Raw genomic sequence first — 22,977 nt, 5'->3', positions numbered from 1 at the left:
ACCGAAGGTGTGCTTCAGCGACCAGTTGCTATCGAGCGCCGCAACGATGCGCTTGCCTACCGCGTCGCGTCGCTCCGGCGCGATCGAGTTCTCGATGCCACGCGCGATGATTGGCAGCAACTGCCGATAGACAAACGGCCGCTCCGCGGTCTGGTCCACTATCCGCCCGAAAGAGTAGCGCTGAGTGGCCTCGAACGAATCCGGCATGTCGTGAAGGCCGTATTTGGTGACGAATCCGTTAAAGCCGGCACCGGCCGCCAGCAGATACGCGAAGAGGAGAAACAACAGATTGATGATCTTTGATACATATGCGCAGGATGATCCCTGCAGCGTGAGAAATCGATTCACACTCATTGGATGAAGTATCCCTTCATGCGTCACCTTCTGCTTCGAAATTGACGAAAGCCGACATCGTAGTCCGGCCTAAATCTCAAGATTGCCTAGCGTTTACCATTAGCCAAGAGAAAGACATTCCCATCCCTTGTGCAGATGCCCCCTGTAGAGGGATTTCAGTTTCATCGAAGTGAAAAATTTTCCTAAGGATCAGGCGCTCCGTGTCGCGGCGGAAAATTGGGCAGCACATTCAGCAGAGGCTATTTCACCTTCTTGTCTTCGTCTTTTGCCTCCAACATGGCCTCCGGCTCCAACTCTTCCGCGGAACGATTCAGGTGGACGAACAGCCCCCAGGCGGCAAGAAGCAAGGCCGACGAAGCAAGGAGCTCAGCCGCATAACGAAGCTCCGATGGATCCTGGTGCAGCGCTTTGAACGTTGCGACGAGCCCTTCGATGGCAAGCGCCACGACGACGACCACGAAGAATCGCGACAAGAAACGTCGCACCCTCGTCGGTGCGCTCATGTCAGCATCCCGGATGATCTCTTCCTCTACGATGGTCTCGGCGATCTGCAATGCAACGAGGGCGCCAGCCAACAGCCCCACGGCTTCAATGACGAATTGCGCGCTTTCCTGGTCCCATTCGCCCACAAATGCTATCGATCCCATGCGAGCTGCAATCGCAATCAACATCAGCGCCGCGCAGGCAAAGAGAATCGCCATCAACCCATGAACGATCGGGAAGAACCGCAAAAGGATCTTCATTTTTTAGCATCCCTTGCAAGTACGTGATCTCTCACGCTTTGAAGTGGCGAGCATTACGGTTTGCAATAGCGAGGAACAATAATTGCGGCGTCTCCATTTCGAGAGCGCAATTTGCATGCCCCGAAGCACCTGTCCTCCCTCCTCCATTAACAATGAGATTAAGCGTCACCGCCAGCATGGATGTACTGCGTACTACAGACTATATGAATTGCTATGCAACACGTGGTCGGTCCGTATTCGCGCTAAGGCAGTTTAAGCGCATGATTGGCGCTTATCTGAACACCGCTACGCGTGCGAACGACTTCAACAAGAACCGCACCCGCGGCCCAATAGCGGCAGCGACTGCGCCCGAATGTTCCAAAAAGACGGAGACACTCGATGACCAGACTTTCCAACAAACTGATCGGCGCCAGCGCGCTGAGCCTGTGCCTGATGAGCGCTACGGCGGCACTGGCCGCCGCCCCCGGTGGCACGGTCGCCTTCCTGATGCCCGACCAAGCGTCGACGCGCTACGAACAGCATGACTTCCCTGGCTTCAAGGCCGAAATGAGCAAGCTCTGCCCCGACTGCAAAGTGCTCTACCAGAACGCCAATGCCGATGTCGCGCAGCAGCAGCAGCAGTTCAACTCGGTGATCTCCCAAGGCGCGAAGGTGATTGTCCTCGACCCGGTGGACTCGACGGCAGCCGCGTCTCTGGTGCATATGGCACAGGGCCAGGGTATCAAGGTGATCGCCTATGACCGGCCTGTCCCTTCGACGCCCGCTGACTACTATGTGTCGTTCGACAACGAGGGCATCGGCAAGGCCATCGCGCAGTCGCTCGTCCAGCACTTGAAAGACAAGGGCGTGCCGACCGACAAGGGCGGCGTGCTCGAAGTCAACGGCTCGCCCACCGACGCGGCGGCGGGGCTGATCAGGAACGGCATCCATGCCGGCTTGCAGGGCAGCGGCTACAAGACGCTGGCCGAGTACGACACGCCCGACTGGGCACCGCCGAAGGCCCAGCAGTGGGTCAGCGGTCAGGTCACGCGCTTCGGCGCGCAGATTGTCGGTGTCGTGGCCGCCAACGACGGCACGGCCGGCGGAGCCGTCGCGGCCTTCAAGGCGGCCGGCGTCAACCCGGTGCCGCCAGTGACCGGCAACGACGCGACGCTCGCGGGACTGCAATTGGTCGTCTCAGGCGACCAGTACAACACGATCCTGAAGCCGAGCGAGATCGTCGCGGCCGCGGCGGCGAAGGTGGCCGTCGGCTTCCTGTCCGGCCAGGCCCCGAAAGCCGAAAGGACGCTCTTCAAGACGCCGTCCCAACTCTTCAAGCCGACGGTGATCACGGCGAAGAACCTCAAGACCGAGGTCGTCGACAAGGGGATCGTGAGCCCCAAGGATCTGTGCACCGACCGCTATGCCGAAGGGTGCAAGAAACTGGGAATCGCGAACTGATCCGGCGCGATGCCGTTCGGGATCAGGCTCCTGCCAGGTCCCTTTACTCACCATGAGGTATTCGTCCATGAATGACAACTCCTCAACAAACTCCTCAACACGATCCGAGCCCGGAGAGCTGGTACTGAGTCTGCGCGGTGTCTCGAAGCACTTCGGAGCGGTATCGGCCCTGACGGACATCGAGCTCGACGTGCATGCCGGCGAAGTGGTCGCCCTGGTGGGCGACAACGGGGCCGGAAAATCGACGCTGGTGAAGGTACTCGCCGGCGTCCATCAACCCAGCACCGGCACGATCACCTTTCGCGACCAAACGGTCACACTGTCCGACCCGGGCGCAGCGCTCGATCTCGGCATCGCCACGGTGTTCCAGGACCTCGCGCTGTGCGAAAACCTCGATGTGGTCGCGAACATCTACCTCGGGCGCGAGCTCAATCCGCTGCGCCTCGACGAGGTCGCGATGGAGGTGCGGGCCTGGACGCTCCTGAACGAACTGTCGGCGCGCATCCCGAGCGTGCGCGACGTGGTCGCCTCGCTCTCGGGCGGGCAGCGCCAGACCGTCGCGATCGCGCGCTCGCTGCTGCTGGATCCGAAGCTGATCATGCTCGACGAGCCGACGGCGGCGCTGGGTGTGGCCCAGACCGCCGAGGTGCTGAACCTGATCGAGCGGGTGCGCGATCGCGGCCACGCGGTGATCATGATCAGCCATAACATGGAGGACGTGCGCGCCGTAGCCGATCGGATCGTGGTGCTGCGGCTCGGCCGCAACAACGGCGTCTTCTATCCCGATTCCTCGAATGAAGAGTTGATAGCCGCTATCACCGGCGCCACCGAGAACGCCGTGTCGCGGCGCGCCGACCGGCGCCAGGCCGAACAGGGCGCCTAGACCAAGGAACGATCATGGGTAATGAAATGCAAGGCGGCCCGCAACGTGAGACGTCGGGCCCTCCGCAGTCGTCCACGCCGCTCGACCGCAGCGATGTCCGCGTCAAGCACGCTGCAGGGGTCGGCGGCGCCGTTTCCGATTTCGTCGAACGGGTGCGCTCGGGCGATCTGGGATCGCTGCCGGTCATCGCGGGCCTGATCATCATCTGGACTGTGTTCACCAGCCTGAATCCGGTGTTCCTCTCGGCCAACAACCTGGTGAATTTGCTGTTCGACTGCTCGACGGTTGGGGTGATCTCGCTGGGCATCGTCTGCGTGCTGATGGTGGGGCAGATCGACCTGTCGGTGGGCTCGATGAGTGGCTTCGCTTCGGCCCTCGTGGGGACGCTCTGGGTCAATCAGGGCTGGCCGGTGCTGCTGGCTATCGTGGCTGCCATTTTCGTTGGCGCGGTGGTCGGCGCCCTATACGCGCTGATGCTCAACCGGCTAGGCATGCCGAGCTTCGTCGCGACGCTGGCCGGGCTGCTCGCGATCCTCGGGATGCAGCTCTACATCCTCGGCGCAACCGGGTCGATCAATCTGCCCTACGACTCGCCGATGGTGAACCTCGGGCAGCTCATCATCATCCCCGCCGCCATTTCCTACCTCCTTGCGCTGGTGCCGGGTGTCGTGATTCTGCTCCTCGGGCTGCGTACGCGTAAGCGCCGCCGCGCGTCCAATCTCTCCGCGCCCTCGGTGGGCAGCCTTCTCGTGCGCAGCGTGGGAATCACCGTGCTTTTGGAGATCGTGGTTGCGTACCTTAACCAGGGGCGAGGCGTTCCACTGATGTTCGGTGTCTTCCTTGGCCTCGCGGTCGCGATGGACTATGCGCTGACGAGGACGCGATGGGGCCGGTCGATGAGCGCGGTCGGCGGCAATCACGAAGCCGCGAGGCGGGCGGGCATCAATGTCAGTGCCATCTACACCAGCGCCTTTGTGCTGTGCGCCAGTTTCGCCGCGCTCGGCGGCGTGCTGACTGCGGCACGCCTCGCCTCGGCCAGCCAGCAGGCCGGCAGCGGCGACGTGAACCTGAACGCCATCGCAGCGGCCGTGATCGGCGGCACCAGCCTCTTCGGGGGCCGCGGCAGCGCGTATTCGGCGGTGTTGGGTATCATCGTGATCCAGTCAATCGCCAGCGGCCTGACGCTGCTGAATCTGTCGTCCTCGCTGCGCTTCATGATCACCGGCGCGGTGCTGGCGATCGCGGTGATCGTCGACTCGCTCGCCCGGCAGTCCCGCGTCTCGCATGGTCGCGCGTAATTCCAGCAATCCAGGAGACCGGTTGATGAATGAATCCATGAAGGGAAAGGTTGCCGCCATCACGGGTGCGGCATCGGGTATCGGCCTGGAGTGCGCGCGCACACTGCTCGCGGAAGGCGCGAAGGTCGTTCTGATCGACCGTGCAAAGGACAGGCTCGCGCAACTCTGCGCGGAACTGGGGCCGAACGCCCTGCCGCTGGTCGTGGATCTGCTGCAGCCGTCGGAGGTTTCCGGGATGCTGCCGAAAATCCTTGAACTTGCCGGCGGCCTCGACATCTTCCATGCCAATGCCGGCGCCTACGTCGGCGGCGAGGTGTTGAACGGAAATCCGGACGAGTGGGATCGTGTGCTGAACCTGAATGTCAATGCCGCGTTTCGATCGGTCCACGCTGTGCTGCCGCATATGGTTGCGCAGAAATCGGGCGACATCATTTTCACCAGTTCCATTGCGGGTATCGTCCCGGTCGTGTGGGAGCCGATCTACACTGCCTCAAAGTTCGCGGTGCAGGCCTTTGTCCACACGACCCGGCGCCAGGTCTCCAAGCATGGCGTGCGGGTCGGTGCGGTGGCCCCGGGCCCGGTCGTCACGGCGCTGCTCGACGACTGGCCAAAGGCGAAGATGGACGAGGCGCTCGCCACGGGCAGCCTGATGCAACCCAAGGAGGTGGCCGATGCGGTGCTGTTCATGCTGACGCGGCCGCGCAATGTGACCATCCGCGATCTCGTGATCCTTCCAAACAACGTCGATCTCTAAACGTATGACAGGCGCGAGCCCGGTGTGGCTCGCCGCCTATCTGAAACACCTCCCATAACAGACAACGAGCTATGACCTTAGAAAACCCGACCTCCGGCGCGGCAGGCAGCACGCGTTATGTCATCGGCGTGGACGTGGGCACGGGCAGCGCCCGGGCCGGAATCTTCGACCTCACCGGCCGCATGTTGGCGTCGGCCAAGCATGACATCACCCTGTTCCATGCGAGCGGCTCCATCGTCGAGCAATCGAGTGGCGAGATCTGGAACGCTGTCTGCAGTTGCGTGAAGGAGACGCTGTCGCAGGCTGCGGTATCGCCCGATCAGGTCGCGGGCATCGGGTTCGACGCCACCTGCTCGCTCGTCGTGTTGGGCGAAGGCGGGCAGTCCCTGCCCGTCGGCCCCTCCGAGCAAGCCGAGCGGGACATCATCCTGTGGATGGACCACCGCGCCGTGGAGCAGGCGCAGCGCATCAACGCTACGAACCACGAGGTGCTGAAATTTGTCGGCGGCAAAATCTCGCCGGAAATGGAGACACCGAAGCTGCTGTGGCTCCTCGAAAACAAGCCGGCCGTCTTTGCGGCGGCATGGCAGTTCTTCGATCTAACCGACTTCCTGACCTGGCGCGCGACCGGGGACCTTTCCAGATCCACCTGCACGGTCACCTGCAAATGGACCTACTTGGCGCACGAGCGGCGCTGGGACGAGAGTTACTTCCGGACCGTCGGTCTCGGTGTGCTGGCGGACGAGGCCTTTGCGCGCATCGGCCAGACCGTCGTCGACCCGGGCACGCCGCTGGGAAGCGGACTGACGGCAACCGCCGCCGCCGAGCTCGGCCTGCGAACGGGAACCCCAGTCGCCACGGGCGTGATCGATGCCCATGCAGGGGGGATCGGCACGGTCGGCGCTGAGGGTGAGCCCGAGTCCTGCCTCGCCTACGTCTTCGGCACCTCATCGTGCACGATGACCACGACCAGAAGTCCGGTCTTCGTGCCCGGCGTGTGGGGACCGTATTTTTCGGCGATGGTGCCGGACGCATGGCTCAACGAGGGCGGGCAATCGGTGGCGGGCGCCGCGATCGAACAACTGCTTTCGATGCACCCCGCGGCTCCCGACGCCCGACGCCGCGCGGAGCACGCGGGCCAGTCCCTGCCCGTGATGCTCGCCGATCTCGCGACCCAGGCGGCGGACGGTCTGTCGGAGGCGGTGCTGCTGGCCAAGGCTCTGCATGTCGTCCCGGAGTTCCTGGGAAACCGTGCCCCGCTGGCCGATCCTCACGCAAGAGCGGTGATCGCGGGCCTTGGAATGGAAAACGACTTGAGCAGTCTGGTCGCCCTCTACATTGCCGGCGTTTGTAGTATCGGTTACGGCCTGCGCCAGATCATCGAAGCGCAGGCCAAGGCTGGTGCGCCAATCGAGCGGGTGATCATCAGTGGCGGCGCCGGGCGACTCGATCTTGTTCGGCAACTACTCGCGGATGCGACGGGAAAGCCCGTGCTTGCCACGCAAGCGGAAGAGCCCGTTTTGCTAGGCGCGGCGATGCTGGGCGGCGTGGGGGGTGGCCTGTTCGGCGATGTGCGGTCGGCGATGGCCAGGATGTCGCAGATCAACAAGATCTACGAGCCGGCCGCAGGTGCCATCGCGGACCTGCACGAGGCGCGGTTCAGCGCCTTCACGAAGTTGCAGAGCGTGGCCAGAGAAATCCGCTAGACCGGGTCATCGGCTTTTCCCGGCGGTTTGGAAGAGAGGTTGTTCCTCTCTACAGGCTGAGCAGTCGGAGCCAGTTTTTTTCGCATCGATGGAATAAAGCCCCTGGGTGCGGCGTTTCTCCACAGAACGTCGCAGCGGCTCCGCCCCATGCGCCGTCCCTTCGCGTTCGCCAATGCAGCGATCGCAACGGGTCTATCCCCACAGCAACGTGTTTTTAGCAGCCGCGCGCCTTTGCGTGCGTGCGGCTGCATGCGCAACGTGATGCGACATCACCAACGTCAATTCGATTCCATCGTATGTGATCGCGAACGCGGCATTCGGCTATGAGGCACCGCGTTGGGGCATCGATCTGAACGTCCACAACCTCACGGACCGGCGCTACTTTGTCGCGGCGAATGCGGCCGGTGCGTTCGTCGGCGAGCCGTTTAGCGCGTTCGCAAACGTTCACGCGAACTTTTGACATGCTGACAAGGCGGCGCGCTGCTGTGGCTTGAGCGCCGTCCGCGATTGGGTCAGTCGGCGACCTTGCGACACGGCATGCCGTCCGGCATGTCGGTTCGCACAACAAAACATCAAGCGACGCGGCGCACCAGTAGGAACAGAAAGAGGTCCTTAAATAAGGCCTTGAGCCCGAATCCGCCCTGCGCCTGCGGTCGATAGCCCGCCTTGCGCAGCAGCCGAAGGCCGGCACTTGCCCGCTCGATCAGCGTTTTCTCGGGCGCGTAAAGGCTCGCCCGGTCGGCGTTCTGCTGATAAAGCACCATGTAAAACGTCTCGGCGGCCCGCGCCCTCGCCGCCAGATCTGGCTGGGTCACCTGCGAAAGAACCTTGGCCCGGTCATGGGAAATCGATGCCATCTTGTCGTAGTGACTCCGCCCCGTCTTGATCGAATACGCGATTCGCGCGGCGAGGCTACTCTGCTTCGGCGCGCCAACCACGCTCACCGCGTGTTGCCGATACAGCGCGAGCTTGTCCGGCAAGCCGACGATTTTTCCGAGTGCGCCGCCCATGAACCACGCCCACATGTCGTGTGACGCGAGGCCATCGCGACTGAAATCCAGCGGGCGAACCTTCAGGTCGGTCACGCGGAACAGCGCGCCGCGCACCATTGCGCTCATGCCGAACAGGAGATACCAAGGGTCGGTTTGCAAAGGCTCGAAGGTACCAACATATGACCAGTGGTTGTCGTCGAGGTCTTCCTTGACCTTGAGCTGGCTGTCCACGATGGTCACCTTGTGCGTCACCAACATGACCTCGGGATCGGCGAATTGGGCGGTCATCAATTCGAGCTTTCGCGGCATCCATACGTCGTCCTGATCCGCAAACGCAATCAACTCGCCCTTGCAGAGGCCGATTGCCTTGAAAAAATTTTCCGGAAAGCCCTGGCGCGTTTCGTTACGGTAGTAGTCGATGCGAACCGGCGAGGTCACTTTGAATGCATTGATGGCGTCCTCAGTCAACCTATCCGGGCTGTCGTCGGTGATCACCAGCTCGTCGGGCAGAAGCGTTTGCTTCGCAATGCTATCTAGCTGCTCGCGAATATACGCTTCACCGTTGTACGCAGCCATCGCGACGGAAATCTTCATGGTTTGCATGGTAAGTCAGTCGGCGGAGCCAGTGGCTCACGCTGATACCTGCACACTATGAATAGGGATAGTAGATCGCGTTTTGAGAATATCCAACCAAAGGCGCTTGTCAGGAACATGCTTCCCGTCGGCAACCTTCCCATGAAAGAAGTACCGACGGTGGAGCGTTCCATGACGACGGCGAGACCAATTGAATTGAGCAGCGAGCAACGTAGCGATCTTGATCGGATGAACAAATCTCAAACCCTACGTTATCCAAAGTTATTTCCTGATCAGAGTCTGTGCCAGTCCGAAAGCATCGGCATCCGTCTCGATCACCGCGCCCGTGTCTGCGGCGGTGACTGTCGACGTCTTTGTCTTCGTTGTACGAAGTGATGCTCGAACTGTCGATACCAACCGGCGTGATTCACTTTGCGTGGCAATTGCTTCAGGTCGAGGCCCCCGTCTCGGCGACCTTGAACACGGCCACCGCTTCACGCAGCGTGCGGGCCTGTCCGGCCATCGACTGCGCGGCCGCCGACGCTTCTTCGACCAAGGCCGCGTTCTGCTGGGTCACTTCGTCCATCTGCGCGACGGCTAAGTTGACCTGGTCGATGCCAACGCTCTGCTCGGCCGAAGCTGCGGCAATCTCGTTCATGATCGCGCTCACTCGTGCAATCGAATCGACGATCTCGGTGATCGTCGCGCCGGATTGTTCGACCAGTTCCGAACCCGAGTGCACACGGGAGGTCGACTCGGCGATCAATCCTTTGATCTCCTTGGCGGCCCCTGCGCTGCGCTGTGCGAGCGCGCGCACCTCGCTGGCGACCACGGCGAAGCCACGCCCCTGTTCGCCCGCACGGGCGGCTTCCACTGCGGCGTTCAAGGCAAGGATATTGGTCTGGAAGGCGATGCCTTCGATCACCCCGACGATGTCGGCGATTTTGTGCGAATCATTGACGATGTTCTCCATCGTGCCGACTACCTGCTGCGTCAGCTCGCCTCCTCGCACGGCCAGCCCCGATGTGTCCTGCGCGAGTTGGCTGGCCTGTCTGGCATTGTCCGCAGTTTGCTTGACCGTCGAGGTCAGCTGTTCGATGCTCGCGGCCGTTTCCTCGAGCGATGCCGCCTGCTCTTCCGTGCGCTGCGACAAGTCGGTGTTGCCCGCGGCAATTTCGTTCACGCCGACATTAATCGATTCGGTGCCCCCACGCACAGCGGTGATCGCCGCACGCAGTGAATCCTGCATCTTCTGCAAGGCGGCACTGAGCTTACCCATCTCATTGTCGCTCGTTGCGACGATCCGGCCAGTCAGATCGCCCTCTGAGATGCGATTGAAATAACCGATCGCGGCGTTGACCGGATCGACGATCGCACGCATCAACATCATGCGCCCGCCCCAAGCCAGCAACAGTACAGCCGCAAGACCGACGGCCACCGCCATGCTGACCGCGTGGAACCGGTCTTGTGCGTCCTGGTAGCGTTTCGCACTGCGATTGAATTGCGCCTTTACCAGCGCATCCATCGCCGATGAATAGACGTTGAACAGCTTCGGCATGACGTGCGCCTGCAGTTGCACAAAGGTTTGCCTGTCGCCGGATTTGATCGCGGCGAGGGCTGGCTCCAACCCTTGGCGCAGGAACGCGGTGCGCTTGTCCTGCATGTCCTTGACGAGCCCCTGTTGCTCGTCGCCAGCACCGACCTGGCTGAGATAGTGCGACAAGTAATCGTTAGACGCTTGCAGGTACACGTTGAGACGCTGGAGCACGGCGTCCTGCCCCTTCTGATCCTTCAACTCGGCAAGCGACGCATAGGTCGCAAGTGCGAGACGCGCATTCAGCAATTTCACGGAGTCGCCTTCAAGATCCGCCACCGCAGGCGTATCGACGGTGTACGTCTGGCGCAACGATTCATTGCCACTGCGCATAGACGAAAGCCCGACCGCGGCGCCGACCACCAGCACAATCCCAAACAAAGCGATCATCGCGTTGAGGCTGGCGCGAATAGACAGGTTCTTCAACATGCTCTTTCTCCTACAAAGACGCTGAGCAGTTTGGCGCCAGGCTTCAGGTTCCTGAAATACATGGACTCGTTCTCAAATGGCAAGGGCACTGCGGTTTCCCCAGTTAGATATCGAAATTCCGCGAGTCGGCAAGCGGCTCGAGGCCGGAAATTCAAGTGTCGATCGGAAGGCACGACAGGAGTTGCAGGAATTCGGACCACCAAACCTTTCTATCAGCACCTCTTACATTTCGATAGCAGAGCGCTTCCGTTGCTGGCTCGACGGACTCTTTATATTTATTTAATGTTTATCGGTTCGAAGCGGCCGAACTTTAGTCGAACGTGATGATGCCAGCGCCGACAGTCGCACCCTCCACGGCTGGGTGACCCTCAGTAATATGGGGAAATAGGCTGGTAGCGAGTCTCGTGATCACGGTAGTGTCGAACATCGGAAAGTAGTCGAAATTCGATAAGCCGCCTCGGGAACACGTACGCGAAGCGGCGTCGCATCATGTGGCTGCTTGATCGGCAAAATCGGTAGCAGCCGAGCAGGCCAGGTTCCGCCCTTGCTGTTTGGCGGCGTAGAGCGCCCTGTCTGCTGCCGCGATCAGGCCGTTCCTGTCGCTGCCTTCGCCCGGTCTTTGCGCGGCCACGCCAGCGCTGATGGTCACGCCGGTCGAGCATGCCGAATGGGGAATCCGCAGGTTTTCAATGCCTGCCCGAATACGCTCGGCAACCCTCAGCGCGCCCTGTTGATCGGTATCCCGCAAGATCAGCACGAACTCTTCGCCGCCATACCGTGCGACAAAATCTGTCGGACGTTTGGCCACAGAGGCAATCGCCTGTGCGATCGTACGCAGGCACTCGTCGCCACCCTGATGCCCGTAGTGATCGTTGTAGGCCTTGAATGCGTCGATATCGATCATAACCGCGGCAACAGGGCTCCGACTATCAAGGTCGGCGAGCGAATAGGAAAGCGACACCGGCAGATTGGGGCCGACAAAAAGCCTGGTCGCGAAATTGCCGAGTACTCCGCCGGCGAACACCCCCTATCGTTTCAGCCGCGAATTCAAGTTTGAGGCGGTGAAGCTGGTCAAGGAGCGCGGGGTCAGCGCATCGCGGGCTTCGTGCGACCTGGAAGCGATGCCCGAGGGGACACATTTGTGACAGCGAGTGTGGAAGTCCCGGGTGGTGAGAGGAATCGTCGCGAACAAAAGAAAAACCCGCGAGGCCTTAAGCCACGCGGGTTTTGGGAAATCCTATTGGTGGAGAGGAGGAGGATCGAACTCCCGACCTTCGCATTGCGAAAACGAACAAGTCGAGATTCCTTTGGATAGATCGATATACATTAATCTCCCCAGTCCATTGTATTTTAACGAATATCTTAAAATCAATCACCGACCCACGTTGATCTACGTACCTTCACTACCGCATAATCCGGTTACACAGCGGTTACACGACATTGCTGACTCACAAACGGAGGTTCGGTGGCGAAGGTCAATTTCACTGCAGCTCGGGTAGAAGCCCATCGCTGCGCCGAAGGCAAGTCACAGTCGTTTCTCTGGGATAGCAAGACTCCTGGGCTGGGCTTGCGTGCCACAACCGGTGGCGCGAAAGCATACATTTTCCAGGGAAAGATACATGGTTCGACGGTACGGATCACGATCGGCGATCCCAGAACTTGGACAATCGATCGGGGGCAGGAGCGAGCACGTAGCCTCCAGACGCTCATCGACGGCGGCATTGACCCGCGGGAACATGAGGCTGAGCAGAAGGCAGCACACGAGGGTCGTCAGGCAGCCAAGCGCCGTCAGGACGTGACTGTCGGCGAAGCGTGGGAACATTACTTGGTGCATCTGCGTACGAAGATTTCGCCCAAAACGAAGAAGCCTCGGTCGGACAGATACATCGCCGACCACGTCGCGCTTTCCTCGCCCGGCGGCGGTATTTCCAAACGGGGCGGCAAAGAAAAAGTGCGCGGCCCGTTGGCACCGCTCATGCCGCGCAGGTTGTCCGAAATCACGGCAACGAGCATGGCCGACTGGCTAGAGGTTGAAATATCCCGAGGGCCGACGAACGCCGCTCATGCGTTTGGTCTGTTCAAGGCATTCATTCGATGGTGTGACACGCACGAGACGTACGCAGGCACTGTCTCCCATGACGCCTACGCGTCGCCGAAGGTCAAGGGGATTCTCCCTCGGAGCGTCGCGAAGAATGACTGTTTGCAGCGTGAGCAGTTGTCCGTTTGGTTTGGTGCCGTACGGGGCATCGCAAATCCTGTCATCGGTGCATACCTTCAAGGCTTACTGATCACAGGCGCTCGCCGGGAAGAATTGGCCGCATTGCGCTGGGAAGATGTGGACTTCCGATGGCGAAGCTTGACCATCAACGACAAAGTCGAGGGTACCGGCGGCCGAACCATTCCACTGACCCCGTATTTGACGAGCCTATTGTTGACTCTGAAGCGACTGAACGAGATCCCCCCCAACAAGCGGCAGGTCGCGCGTCATACAGAAAAGGGCGAGCCATGGGCGCCGTCCGAGTGGGTGTTCGCCAGTAAAACTGCATCCGATGGAAAGATTGCCGAACCGCGTCATGCGCACAACCGCGCGTTGGCCCCAACAGGTTTGCCGCACATGTCACTGCACGGCTTGCGCCGATCGTTCGGCACGCTGTCGGAGTGGGTCGAGGTTCCTGTCGGCGTTGTTGCCCAAATTCAGGGGCATAAGCCGTCGGCAATCGCCGAGAAGCATTATCGACGCCGCCCCCTGGATCTGCTTCGCATGTGGCATGACAAGATCGAAGCCTGGATGCTCGAGCAAGCGCGGATGAATTTTGAGCCGCTGAAGTGAGGTCGCGCGGACTGTTAGCCGGCGTGGCAGGAAAGCTAACGTGGCGGCAAGTGGGATCGAGGTCGTCTGCGACCGTCGACGCCCATTCGCGCGAGGAGCTATAGCCCTCTGTGGGTTGATCTCCGCCGCCCAAGCGGCTGTCCAGCAAGGCGAGATAGGCACGGATCAGTATTGCGCGTCGCCAATTCTCCACCTCCGCAATCAATGCTTGGCGCCGCTGGGTGTCCTTTTCGGCTTGTCTAAACGCTTCCTTGTCGTTCATCACGGCGCCGCCCTAAGCCTCAAAAGTCATGGCCGGTGTCACGGATCGGAACCACAGAAGGCGCCACAATTAAGATCGCGTTACCAAATCACTGGTATCCGTTGCTTAGCGATATAGACATGGACGAGCAGCGACCCATCGTCTTCGTCAGAGGAGGTCGGACGCGGCATGATTCGAATCTAATAATTCCCTTGAAAATCAATGACTGCGTTCGTTTCTGGTGTTACACATGTATTGCGTCAGTGTGTCTGGTATTCCGATCCTTCGTAGCAAACCCGCGCCGCGTCTGAATTAATGCGAACAATAGTTGGTACAGTAGGGGTTCTCCCACGCACTGGCACCATACAGAGATGGCAAAATCGCAAAAACCGGTCGTCATCGAACGTATCTATGAAACGTTGTGGGACCCTGCGGCGCAGAGATTGATCCGAACTGTCGTGACGAATGAAGACATCGTCGCAGCGATTGCCTGGTGCAAAGCCAACAAGGGATCGAGTCTTTCGGAGAAGAACCCTGCGAATTTCATGAAGGACATCATTCGGGGTCACGGCGCATCGAACATGTGGCCCGAGCGATTGAAGCAGCTTCGCATGGGGGGCAGGCAAGTCACGGGCGACGGCAACGTGTTTGAGTTTGTGCCGTACGAGGAAGGCCAAGACGAGCCATTTCCCAATCGATTTGGTTACCACAAGGGCGTCTGGTCTCACCAGATTCAGAGCATTTCCATGCCATTGGCCAGCAAGGCGTTGGGTCGCGACGACGAAACATACCTGATTCAGGTTGCAGTGAAGCTGGCGGTGGTGGAGACGCACTTCGCGCTGCGCTCGCCTATCGACGTTGTAGAGCTAACCCATCTGCAAATTGGCATCAAGCTCCGGCTTTGCGAAGTGGATGCGCTATTTGCCGCGACCTATCGCGACGAAAAGGGCCAACGGCAACGCATGATCATTACTGCCGAGGCCAAGAAGAAGAATCAACGGATTCTAGAGGAGCAGGTAGTACAGCAGGTGAAGGCTGCGTTCAACGAGACCCCTGTGGATCTCGTAGTACCCATTGCAATGACTTCAGTAACTAACGGTATCTATGTGGCAGAGTTTAAAGGTATTCGACGCAGCGAACTAGCCAATTTCACTGCGTTGGAGCTGGAACAAGAGGCGTCATACGAGCTCTGTCCGAACGTCAAGGGTATCTAGCTGAGCATCCTCAGGTTGCGGGTCTCCCGCCGGCACTGCCCGATCATCCCATTGCTTGCGTTTGGGCGCGCCCTTCTTGTCGCGTTTGCCGATGGGCGTGGAGATGCCGAAGTGCGAGGAGGCTTCTCCCATGTCCATCCGCAGAAGAGCGTCGTCTCCAAGGTCCACAGCGACGTCGGGCACAGTAGGCTGCGCTCCTAGAGCGAGCATCACTTGGGCGGCGACTGCGCGAGCAAGTGGCGGTGGGACGGCGTTCCCAATTTGACGCGCACCATGCCATTTAGTTTGATGCAGGCGAAACCAATCTGGGAAACCATGCAAGCGTGCCATTTCCCTGACTGTGACGCAGCGCGCATGCGCGTAGTGTATCGGGCGCGGTGAAGTGAATGCACCTCTCGCGCTGTCTGTTCCGGCACGGAGTGTATTGCTAACGCCTGTGCTCGGCAATTTGAAAAAGCGCGAGATCGGTTCAACAGCACCTTGTTCTGTTTCTTTGAATCTGCGGCGCGAGATTTCCGTATGGTCCGTGCGCATGCTGCTCGTTAGTAAGGCCGAGTTGTGCAAGCGCTTGTAGGAGAAGTCCCAATTCGGGCGCACTGTCCCGCGCAATGCCTTAGCATAGGCGCTCGCCTTGCCCCATTTCACCTTCACGGCATCCGTGTCGATCAGTTCTGAGTAGGCCTCCGCGTCAGGAATGTCGTCGAGCGCGTCATAGCAAGACGGGCCCTCAGGAAGACCGGTCAGATCTGTGCTAGCGCCAGCAGGACAGAACATCGGTGCCGGATAGACCGGCAGGCAACGCCCTTTCTTGCACCCCATCAAAATGAGGCGTTCGCGGTACTGAGGCGCGCCGAAGTGCGCTGCGTTCAAGATCTTCCAAGGCAAACGAATTTCGTAGCCAATTGAGGAGAATGCGTCGATCAGCTCCTGCAAGAACTCGGCGTGCCTGCCGACGGTGATGCCCTTTACGTTCTCGAAAACGAATGCTTCGGCGTCAAGTTCGTGTACGAGGCGGACGAAGTGACGAACGAGTGCGTTGCGGGGATCGTCGAGAGCGCGCTGTCCGATCATTGAGAAGCCTTGGCAGGGTGCGCCACCGAATACGACATCGACCTTACGCTTTCCAATCCCTGCAGCCTCACGGATCTGCGCGCCGGAAAGACGTTCGACACTATGTGGAATTACTGCGCAATGAGGAAAGTTGAATTCATGGACTGCAGCATGAATCGGATCGATCTCGACTGCTGCCACGACATCGAAGCCAGCCTGTTCGAATCCGAGCGATAGCCCGCCTGCGCCCGCAAACAAATCGATACCAAGTGATCGGCTCATCGTCAATCTCTCTTCCTCTGTCAATGCCAAATTGCTAGATACGAATCGTACCGGAATGTCCTCAACATGTCGATCGAATTTTGGAAGGGCCGAGGAATGAAATGAGGGCCGATTCTAAGGTGGCGACATCCTTCAATTCGCATTGCCACAACGTCAATACGTCCCATCCGGCGGCCCTTAACGCAGCGTCGTTCCTTACGTCCCTTTCTCGGTTGGCTTGTATTTTGGGAGCCCAGTACTGAAGCGAAGACTTCGGCAGCGCTCCTTTCTTGCAGGCGTGGCCGTGCCAGTAGCATCCATGTATGAGAATGACTTTCTTACGTCCAGAGAATACGACGTCTGGCGTGCCTGGAAGCACGCGGACATGTAAGCGAAACCGGTATCCGAGCCTGTGCAACAGCTTACGCACGAGAAGCTCCGGACCGGTATTTTGGGTGCCGACTGCGCGCATAATCCTGCTGCGCTGGGCCGGCGTTCGGGTGTCCACCATCTGCGGCTGATCGCTAACCATCTCGTTCGTGCGGCCTTGGTGTGGTGTTCCGTCGGGCGGTGGATAGCCGACCGGCGTACACGCTACCTCGGTTAGAAGCCGGGCGAAGAGCAGTCTTCAAAACGCCCGTCAGCTCCATTCCCCATCTTCTCGGCGTGAGCCGCATGACCAACCGCAGTCTAACAAAGACGCGCCGGTCCTCCTATGGGAGGGTGCGCGAAACCGGAGCGATGACCGTATCCACCACAAGGGTCGGCGTTTCACGTTAGTTCGCGAGGCCGGTCTTCCTCGCCCGATCTCAGGAATTCCGGCTGTGCCAACGGCCCAAGCGCTTCCATTACCTCAACGACAGGGAACTGACGACGGTTTGCGAGGATTGTGCCACCATCCGATGAGCAGGCGTCGGAAGACGCGACTTCGCGGGGCACCTGCGCGTCGGCCGCGAAGAATTGCTGGACGACCCCCCAGCATGGTAGAAGAGCTCCATGAATGCGCCGTCGTAGGATGTGAACGGCGGTCGAAATCCGCGACTAAACGGCGGCGAGTGTTTTCCGGGAACGGTTCTTGAGCAATAGACGGGCGAAAAGTCTCGCAGCGGGGTCAAGGACAAGCGCAGCTTGGCGAAGCGAATCCTTGACGCCGAGAAGGGACGATATTCTGGTGCTGGGTGCGACCTCGGTCGCGCCCAAAAAGCGCATTCTCGCCGCCGTTTAATGGCGGTTTTGCACCGCCGACAACATAGGGGAGTGGGCAAATGACGAGATTCTTTGCCTTGAGTGGTAGAGAAACTCGGCGGAAGGTTTCCTCTGGGGTTACTAAGCGATCCAATCACTTTCAAGGATATTTTTTAAGCTATGATATTTGCGAAGCGGTTGAACAGGGGTAAGCACTTTGCACGAATATCCGATTCCAGCCGAGCCGAGCCGAGCCGAGCGATGATTCACGCATCTGAATGCAGTCTGTCGCCCGGACCATGAGCGTCGTCAAATGCAGCGAGAGAATCCGAGACCTCAGCGGCGATGCGCCGATCAGGCGGCTTCAACTACGTCTTAAACAAAAAATCACCGAACGCGTGCCGCGACAACACATCAAACGAAGACATCGTCACAACGCCAACCGCAGCTGCAGCGTCGGGTAATTTAATTGCCTTCCGGCTCTCCGGAGCCGACTGCTCATTCGTGACGATAACGTACCCAGGATGGTGAGCAGCAAATGCTATCAGCCAAGCGTCCGCCGACCTTGCATTTAGGAATTTGTCTTGCGCAGTCGCTTGAAATGCGGGTACTCGTGAAACTGGCCAATTCGCTAACTGTTGCCATTTAGCGACGCTGGGAAGGCAATTTAAAGAAAAATCCGCCTTGATCGAAATGCGATGCCCACTCGTAGAGCGGGTCGTCGGTTTTCCCGTTCAACAGCTCATCACGCGCCTTGTCGATACTAAACACGGTACCGTGCTGAAACCCCTGCCCCACCCACGCCCAAAATTAGTACAAAAGTTTGGATTGTAGTGAAGGTTTTTCGCAGTAATCAGTACGTCAGAATTAAGCAGGAAGCGCGCGCTGCTTTGCAGTCACATCGTTATTTGGATTTGTGTTCAACAGCTGGCCGGCTTCCCGCAAACTGATGTTACCCGAGGTAGCTAGCGAAGCAACGCGTTTCGCCAATTTCCTGCTGTTCCGGACCGCCAAGGTTGCGTAAAAATTACCGCCACTGGCTTCGTCTTTTTTCGAACCGGATTTTTGCGAAGTGATATAAATCTTACGGTATAGCGATTCATCGACATACCCGAAATCGACAGCACGGCGCACCAACACAAGCAAACTGACCTTGAAATGGCGACGTAATTCATTCAAGCGAGCAGTGGCGCTACCCTCAGCGCTCGTCCACATCTTTGCAAAATCCGACGACGGCACGAGCACTTCGGCAGCTACCGCATTGCAGAACCGCTCCTCGCCGTTATGGACGCCGTCACAGCATCGGAGACGCCGATATCACCTTGTCAAATATGAGCGACCTCATGCATAAGGGTGAACATCCATGCCGCTGCCGCGTCTTTACCATTCACAAACACGTCTGGCGCGATGGGGTCACTAATAGCAAAGCCACGAAATTCCGAAACGGACAGCGGCCGGGAAGTGTTATTTCCCACGATTCCGTTCTTAAACACAAGGATGCCGGCCGCTTCGCCTGAGCAGAGAGATAACTGAAGAGTTCTTCGACAGTACTCGCCCTACCCATCGCAACTTGATCGAGACGAAGCACATGGCGGACTTCTTCAGCGACTTGCCTTGAATTCAAAGACCGCTTTCGGCCCTCGCCAACAAAATGCAGAGGCTCCGCCCCCTCCCTCTCCAAAAAATCCCTGTACCAGACCTGTTTGAATTTTACGTCGTCGTAAACCTCGAAGAAATCGCGTGACAGAGGCGTAGACGACGAATTGAGTGTCCGAAAATCCACAAGCTCCGGACGAACACGTGGCGCTGGCGGTATCAAGAGAAAAAGATAGCCAAACGGCACCTTTGCCGCCGCCGCAAATCTTATCGCTTGGGAAGGCGTTAGTGTTCCGGCGATAATTTTTTCCGGCGCGCTTTTCGAAATCGTTCGCGCGATGCCTTCTAGCGAGCCACCAGATTGACTGGCGGCCCAATCTAGAACGTCGGGAGAAAGACTCAGAGTTTCGGTCATGTGAATTGCATTATTCGCCTGAGCCTAGGATTTACGGACTGGCGGCACCAACCTTCGGATGGCGTGTAATTTTTTCAACATGTAAAGCCGTAAGCCACGCACGCTACGCAATCATCACACGCAGTTGCCATTCGTCTCATCAAGCAGCATAGGCGGGAATGTACCAGATCGTGCCAACGACCAAATAGCCTTTGATGTTTCACTATACTCACCGTTTCCCTCTATTGACTGTCGCCGCACCTGCCAAGCAGCTCGACGAGCGTTGGCGCCATTCGCCCTCCAGCATCCGGCCCTAGGCGTGCGCCACGCGTCATCAGATACCCGGGCGCTCGAGTAACACCGGCGGGAGCACGGTCGTCAAGGCTCTCGCGAACCTTGCCCTACGCGACGCGCAGCGTCATGCGATGACTGTCGCCGTCACCAGCCTTCAGCGCGACCACTCACTGGCACGCAGCCCAGCCCCGTAGGCAACTGACAGCGCAGTCTGGCAGGACGAGCAGCCACATCACGAAGCCCGTGGGCACATCGAAGGTCGAAAACAGACATCAACCTGCAATGGAAAGCATCATTCTCGCAAGGCCAAGTATTCTGCGATCGATCACCGCAACGGCTGATAAGGAATTGGTCAACGCTCGTGAGCGAGCGGCGCTAATGCATTAAAAACAGCCATAGAGGTCGGCTGCGTCGACCGGCTGAAACGGGGTCGAACTCGGCCTCACGCCACACCCTTCCCCGTTTGCTCATTCCTGATTCCTGATCGGGATTCCAGATTTCTTTGGCCCTATATCACTGCCCCGAGCACGGCAGCAGCCTGCCGCTCCGCCTACGCGATCTCGCGCTGGCGAACCCATCTTCGGGAGCCGTGATGCCCACCTACTCTTGCGTCCGATCCAACCGCACCCGCTCCCGCAGTCACGGAGCCGGAAACCGCGGTTACGCAACTGATGCGCGACATCGCGGCTGGACTCGCGCGGCCGACTGTTTCCGATATTCGCCGTCACCTCAGCTGTTCCCAGGCTAGGGCCGCCGCCCTGCGGCGGCAAATCGCCACTTCTGCGCTGTAACCGGACGCGTCCTGCGTCCGGCTTGTCTTCCCTTCTGTCTTTCCCTTTCGTTTAGCGAGTCTCGTATCCGCCCCTGTCGGAGGCACGTGCTCGCCTTTCATCCGGAGAAATCCATGTCCGCAATCGCTCTCGTCTGTCCCAAGACATCGTCCTCGAGCACGCTGAAGGGGCTGAGTGTCATCGCTGGCGTCGCCGTCGCCAGTTTGGCCGTTGCTGTTTGCTATAAGCAGTACCGCAAGCGGGAGGCTACCCGCGCACTGGCCTCGATGGGGGTGCAGGAAACATCCTTCCGTATCTCGACGCGAACAGCAGGGCCCTTCTCGCCAGCCTTGGCACGTTGGAGCCCGCTGCTACGGCTACCCGCTCTGCTGGCATGCAGTAGTCCACCCCGACGTTTTATCCAACCAGAGCCGGCGAGTTCGCCGGCTTTTTCATTTGTCTCGACCACGTATCCACTCTGCCGGAGGCCCGTGCTCGCCCTTTATCTGGAGATATTCATCATGCATCGGTCCACGAGGCTCAAACCACTGTTCCATCCCGGGCGGCTGCTCGTCACGTCTGCGGCACTCACCGCACTGAGCATGAACGGCATCCCGGTCGTCAGCCTCCTGCTGCGCCACATTGCCGGCGCCGCAAACCCATGCACAACGTAAGACATGAATTGTCCCAACGCCCTTTTAACCTGCAAGCTGCAGAACGAATCATCGAAACCGGGAGGCCATTTGGAAAGCAGGAAACCTCGTGCGCGAGTTATCGCACTACAGCGTCTCAGGTTGCGTTCAATGATCTTCGAACATTGCCCGGACGGGATCGTGATCACCGATGCCCGGGGATGCGTCATCGAGTCCAATGCGTCGTTCACGCGTATGACCGGGTACACTGTCGATGAACTTTTTGACAAGAACCTGTTTTGCCTTTGGGTGGCTAACGACGGCCGGACACACTACCGGACAATTCGCAGGTCCATCGCTTACACAGGTTACTGGCAAGGTGAAGTGTCGCCCCGGCTCATGCGCAATTACATGCACCGCTATCCACTGCGCATCAATGCTATTCGCAACGAGCAGCAGAAGGCCCTTGCCCTCATCTGGACGCTCTCCGACGAAACACGCTTACCGGAAAAACAGCGCGAGCTGGTTCGCCTTGCGCATCACGACCCGCTTACCGGGTTACCGAACCGCCGGTCGCTGATGGCGCGACTGGAGTGCATGCTCAACCGGCCTCGGAGGGATACCCCCAGTGCAGTCTTGTACCTCGACCTCGATGGGTTCAAGCAGGTCAATGACACGTTTGGACATAAGACCGGCGACAACCTGCTGCAAGCAATCGCGGCAAGGCTCAGCGCCCGGTTGAGGCACAACGATATGCTGGCCCGTCTTGGCGGAGATGAGTTCGTCATTGCGTTGGAGCGGAACTCGCATGAGGATGCGGCCGTTGTCGCCGAACACATCATCGAGCAGTTCCAAACCTCGTTCGAGCTAGCTGACGGTAACATCGTGCATATCGGTGCCAGCGTGGGTATCGCATCTCTGCCACACGACCGGATAGGTGCGGAACTTCTTCTCGATCGCGCGGACCGTGCGCTATATGCCGCCAAAAGGGCGGGCAAGGGAGTTTATCGATTCTTCGAGAGTTCGCGGGTTGAGGATGCGTAGTGTCACCCTCTTTCGGGCGAACTTTCTGCCGCGCTGCCTCCGCGGGAGGAAAATTACGGATGTTGTTGGGGGAAACGAGACGAAGCGGCTCTCGAAGCGCGGCTCAAGCCTATGACCTGCAAGGGCCGCTAAGGGCCGCGATAACGATGGCTGGCTTCACGATTCGACGGCTTGCATGGCGCCGTGCCACCCTCGGCTGTGGCCGTCGCATTTCCCGGTGTGAGTGGGCCTAACCGTGTTGCGGTCGCGACACTTGCGACATGTCAGGAGAGCCGGCCATCCTCCTCACTGAGCTTGACCCGTTTCGACGGACAGATTTGCAGTCAGAGACTGCATGTGATTTAGCCTCCATTGAGCGTTGAACTGCGGGTTGTCCACGGGCGGGCGGCGGGTCGCCCGTCACGACCATGACGCTGCCCGCCGGTGGGCAACCCGCAAGGCGACACGGTCTGGTTTGTCGGGTTCAGGTCTTCGAATTCGAGCGGTGAACGGTAGCCCAGGCTGCTATGCAGGCGGCGTACGTTGTACCAGCTCTCCAGAAACCAGAAGAGGCGGCGCCTGGCCTGTTCATGGGTGTCGAAGTGCTCGCGCGTGAGCAACTCCGCTTCGAGTGTGCCGAAGAACGATTCGCACATCGCGTTATCGAAGCAGTCGCCTGCGGTACCCATCGAGGGCTGCACGCCCGCCTCGCGGCAGCGTC

General features: G+C 59.3%; 20 protein-coding genes, 1 tRNA gene and 2 pseudogenes. 10 read left to right on the top strand and 13 right to left on the bottom strand.

Annotated elements, in window-relative coordinates; translation table 11 throughout:
• Together HV670_RS26400 and HV670_RS26395 are read right to left on the bottom strand one after the other, a co-directional pair.
• A pseudogene (locus HV670_RS26400) lies at nt 1-354 on the bottom strand (hypothetical protein); the annotation flags it as partial.
• A 239-nt stretch (nt 355-593) separates the two neighbouring features.
• On the bottom strand, nt 594-1,097 hold the full coding sequence (locus tag HV670_RS26395) for a hypothetical protein (protein ID WP_175107941.1): 504 nt from the start codon (nt 1,095-1,097) through the stop codon (nt 594-596).
• Nucleotides 1,098-1,475: 378 nt separating this feature from the next.
• Here HV670_RS26395 and HV670_RS26390 point away from each other — a divergent pair, with 378 nt between their 5' ends.
• The 6 genes from HV670_RS26390 to HV670_RS26365 all read left to right on the top strand — a co-directional run bounded on the left by HV670_RS26390 (nt 1,476) and on the right by HV670_RS26365 (nt 7,638).
• On the top strand, nt 1,476-2,537 hold the full coding sequence (locus HV670_RS26390) for an ABC transporter substrate-binding protein (RefSeq protein ID WP_175107940.1): 1,062 nt from the start codon (nt 1,476-1,478) through the stop codon (nt 2,535-2,537).
• A gap of 67 nt (nt 2,538-2,604) precedes the next feature.
• A complete protein-coding gene (locus tag HV670_RS26385) occupies nt 2,605-3,420 on the top strand; it encodes an ATP-binding cassette domain-containing protein (protein ID WP_175107939.1) in 816 nt (271 codons plus the stop codon).
• Between the two features lie 26 nt (nt 3,421-3,446).
• On the top strand, nt 3,447-4,718 hold the full coding sequence (locus HV670_RS26380; RefSeq protein ID WP_175107938.1) for a sugar ABC transporter permease: 1,272 nt from the start codon (nt 3,447-3,449) through the stop codon (nt 4,716-4,718).
• A 25-nt stretch (nt 4,719-4,743) separates the two neighbouring features.
• The gene (locus HV670_RS26375; RefSeq protein ID WP_175107937.1) at nt 4,744-5,472 is read left to right on the top strand and encodes an SDR family oxidoreductase; all 729 of its coding nucleotides are present in this window, start codon (nt 4,744-4,746) and stop codon (nt 5,470-5,472) included.
• 71 nt (nt 5,473-5,543) lie between these two features.
• Complete coding sequence (locus tag HV670_RS26370; RefSeq protein ID WP_175107936.1) at nt 5,544-7,178, top strand: FGGY-family carbohydrate kinase; 1,635 nt, start codon at nt 5,544-5,546, stop codon at nt 7,176-7,178.
• 298 nt (nt 7,179-7,476) lie between these two features.
• The gene (locus HV670_RS26365) at nt 7,477-7,638 is read left to right on the top strand and encodes a hypothetical protein (protein ID WP_246257981.1); all 162 of its coding nucleotides are present in this window, start codon (nt 7,477-7,479) and stop codon (nt 7,636-7,638) included.
• 112 nt (nt 7,639-7,750) lie between these two features.
• Here HV670_RS26365 and HV670_RS26360 read toward each other — a convergent pair whose 3' ends face one another.
• From HV670_RS26360 to HV670_RS26340, 4 genes are all read right to left on the bottom strand, one after another.
• Complete coding sequence (locus HV670_RS26360; RefSeq protein WP_217478529.1) at nt 7,751-8,773, bottom strand: glycosyltransferase; 1,023 nt, start codon at nt 8,771-8,773, stop codon at nt 7,751-7,753.
• Between the two features lie 418 nt (nt 8,774-9,191).
• Nucleotides 9,192-10,766: a methyl-accepting chemotaxis protein gene (locus HV670_RS26355; RefSeq protein ID WP_175107934.1), complete on the bottom strand. Its 1,575-nt coding sequence runs from the start codon at nt 10,764-10,766 to the stop codon at nt 9,192-9,194.
• Between the two features lie 487 nt (nt 10,767-11,253).
• A complete protein-coding gene (locus HV670_RS26350) occupies nt 11,254-11,790 on the bottom strand; it encodes a diguanylate cyclase (protein ID WP_175107933.1) in 537 nt (178 codons plus the stop codon).
• A 217-nt stretch (nt 11,791-12,007) separates the two neighbouring features.
• A tRNA-Ser gene (locus HV670_RS26340) sits at nt 12,008-12,103 on the bottom strand.
• 128 nt (nt 12,104-12,231) lie between these two features.
• On the opposite strand from HV670_RS26340, the gene HV670_RS26335 reads away from it, so the two are divergent.
• Together HV670_RS26335 and HV670_RS26330 are read left to right on the top strand one after the other, a co-directional pair.
• Nucleotides 12,232-13,596, top strand: a complete 1,365-nt coding sequence (locus tag HV670_RS26335; protein WP_175107932.1) for a tyrosine-type recombinase/integrase — start codon at nt 12,232-12,234, stop codon at nt 13,594-13,596.
• 612 nt (nt 13,597-14,208) lie between these two features.
• Nucleotides 14,209-15,051 (top strand): hypothetical protein, encoded by an 843-nt coding sequence (locus HV670_RS26330; RefSeq protein WP_175107931.1) that lies wholly within the window; start codon nt 14,209-14,211, stop codon nt 15,049-15,051.
• Here HV670_RS26330 and HV670_RS26325 read toward each other — a convergent pair.
• The 6 genes from HV670_RS26325 to HV670_RS26300 all read right to left on the bottom strand — a co-directional run bounded on the left by HV670_RS26325 (nt 15,016) and on the right by HV670_RS26300 (nt 19,558).
• Complete coding sequence (locus HV670_RS26325; RefSeq protein WP_175107930.1) at nt 15,016-16,383, bottom strand: DNA cytosine methyltransferase; 1,368 nt, start codon at nt 16,381-16,383, stop codon at nt 15,016-15,018. The two genes, HV670_RS26330 and HV670_RS26325, sit on opposite strands and share 36 nt — an antisense overlap.
• Nucleotides 16,384-16,444: 61 nt before the next feature.
• The gene (locus HV670_RS26320; protein ID WP_175107943.1) at nt 16,445-16,873 is read right to left on the bottom strand and encodes a very short patch repair endonuclease; all 429 of its coding nucleotides are present in this window, start codon (nt 16,871-16,873) and stop codon (nt 16,445-16,447) included.
• 1,042 nt (nt 16,874-17,915) lie between these two features.
• Nucleotides 17,916-18,236, bottom strand: a complete 321-nt coding sequence (locus HV670_RS32360; protein ID WP_425511471.1) for a DUF4411 family protein — start codon at nt 18,234-18,236, stop codon at nt 17,916-17,918.
• Entirely contained in the window at nt 18,193-18,345 is a 153-nt protein-coding gene (locus HV670_RS32355) for a hypothetical protein (RefSeq protein ID WP_425511470.1), read from the bottom strand. Before HV670_RS32355 ends, HV670_RS32360 begins: the two co-directional genes overlap by 44 nt.
• Nucleotides 18,346-18,414: 69 nt before the next feature.
• Nucleotides 18,415-18,762, bottom strand: a complete 348-nt coding sequence (locus tag HV670_RS26305; protein WP_175107928.1) for a hypothetical protein — start codon at nt 18,760-18,762, stop codon at nt 18,415-18,417.
• Nucleotides 18,763-18,934: 172 nt separating this feature from the next.
• On the bottom strand, nt 18,935-19,558 hold the full coding sequence (locus tag HV670_RS26300; RefSeq protein ID WP_175107927.1) for a hypothetical protein: 624 nt from the start codon (nt 19,556-19,558) through the stop codon (nt 18,935-18,937).
• Between the two features lie 1,177 nt (nt 19,559-20,735).
• Here HV670_RS26300 and HV670_RS26295 point away from each other — a divergent pair.
• Together HV670_RS26295 and HV670_RS26290 are read left to right on the top strand one after the other, a co-directional pair.
• Nucleotides 20,736-21,275 carry a hypothetical protein gene (locus HV670_RS26295; RefSeq protein WP_175107926.1) on the top strand — a complete coding sequence of 180 codons (540 nt, stop codon included), beginning with the start codon at nt 20,736-20,738 and terminating at the stop codon, nt 21,273-21,275.
• Between the two features lie 3 nt (nt 21,276-21,278).
• Nucleotides 21,279-22,277 carry a sensor domain-containing diguanylate cyclase gene (locus tag HV670_RS26290; RefSeq protein ID WP_281362467.1) on the top strand — a complete coding sequence of 333 codons (999 nt, stop codon included), beginning with the start codon at nt 21,279-21,281 and terminating at the stop codon, nt 22,275-22,277.
• Nucleotides 22,278-22,747: 470 nt separating this feature from the next.
• Here HV670_RS26290 and HV670_RS31350 read toward each other — a convergent pair.
• A pseudogene (locus tag HV670_RS31350) lies at nt 22,748-22,977 on the bottom strand (integrase core domain-containing protein); the annotation flags it as partial.

Source organism: Pararobbsia alpina (assembly GCF_902859895.1).
In the GTDB taxonomy this organism is placed as follows: domain Bacteria; phylum Pseudomonadota; class Gammaproteobacteria; order Burkholderiales; family Burkholderiaceae; genus Pararobbsia; species Pararobbsia alpina.
This window is presented reverse-complemented; position numbering and strand designations above follow the sequence as displayed.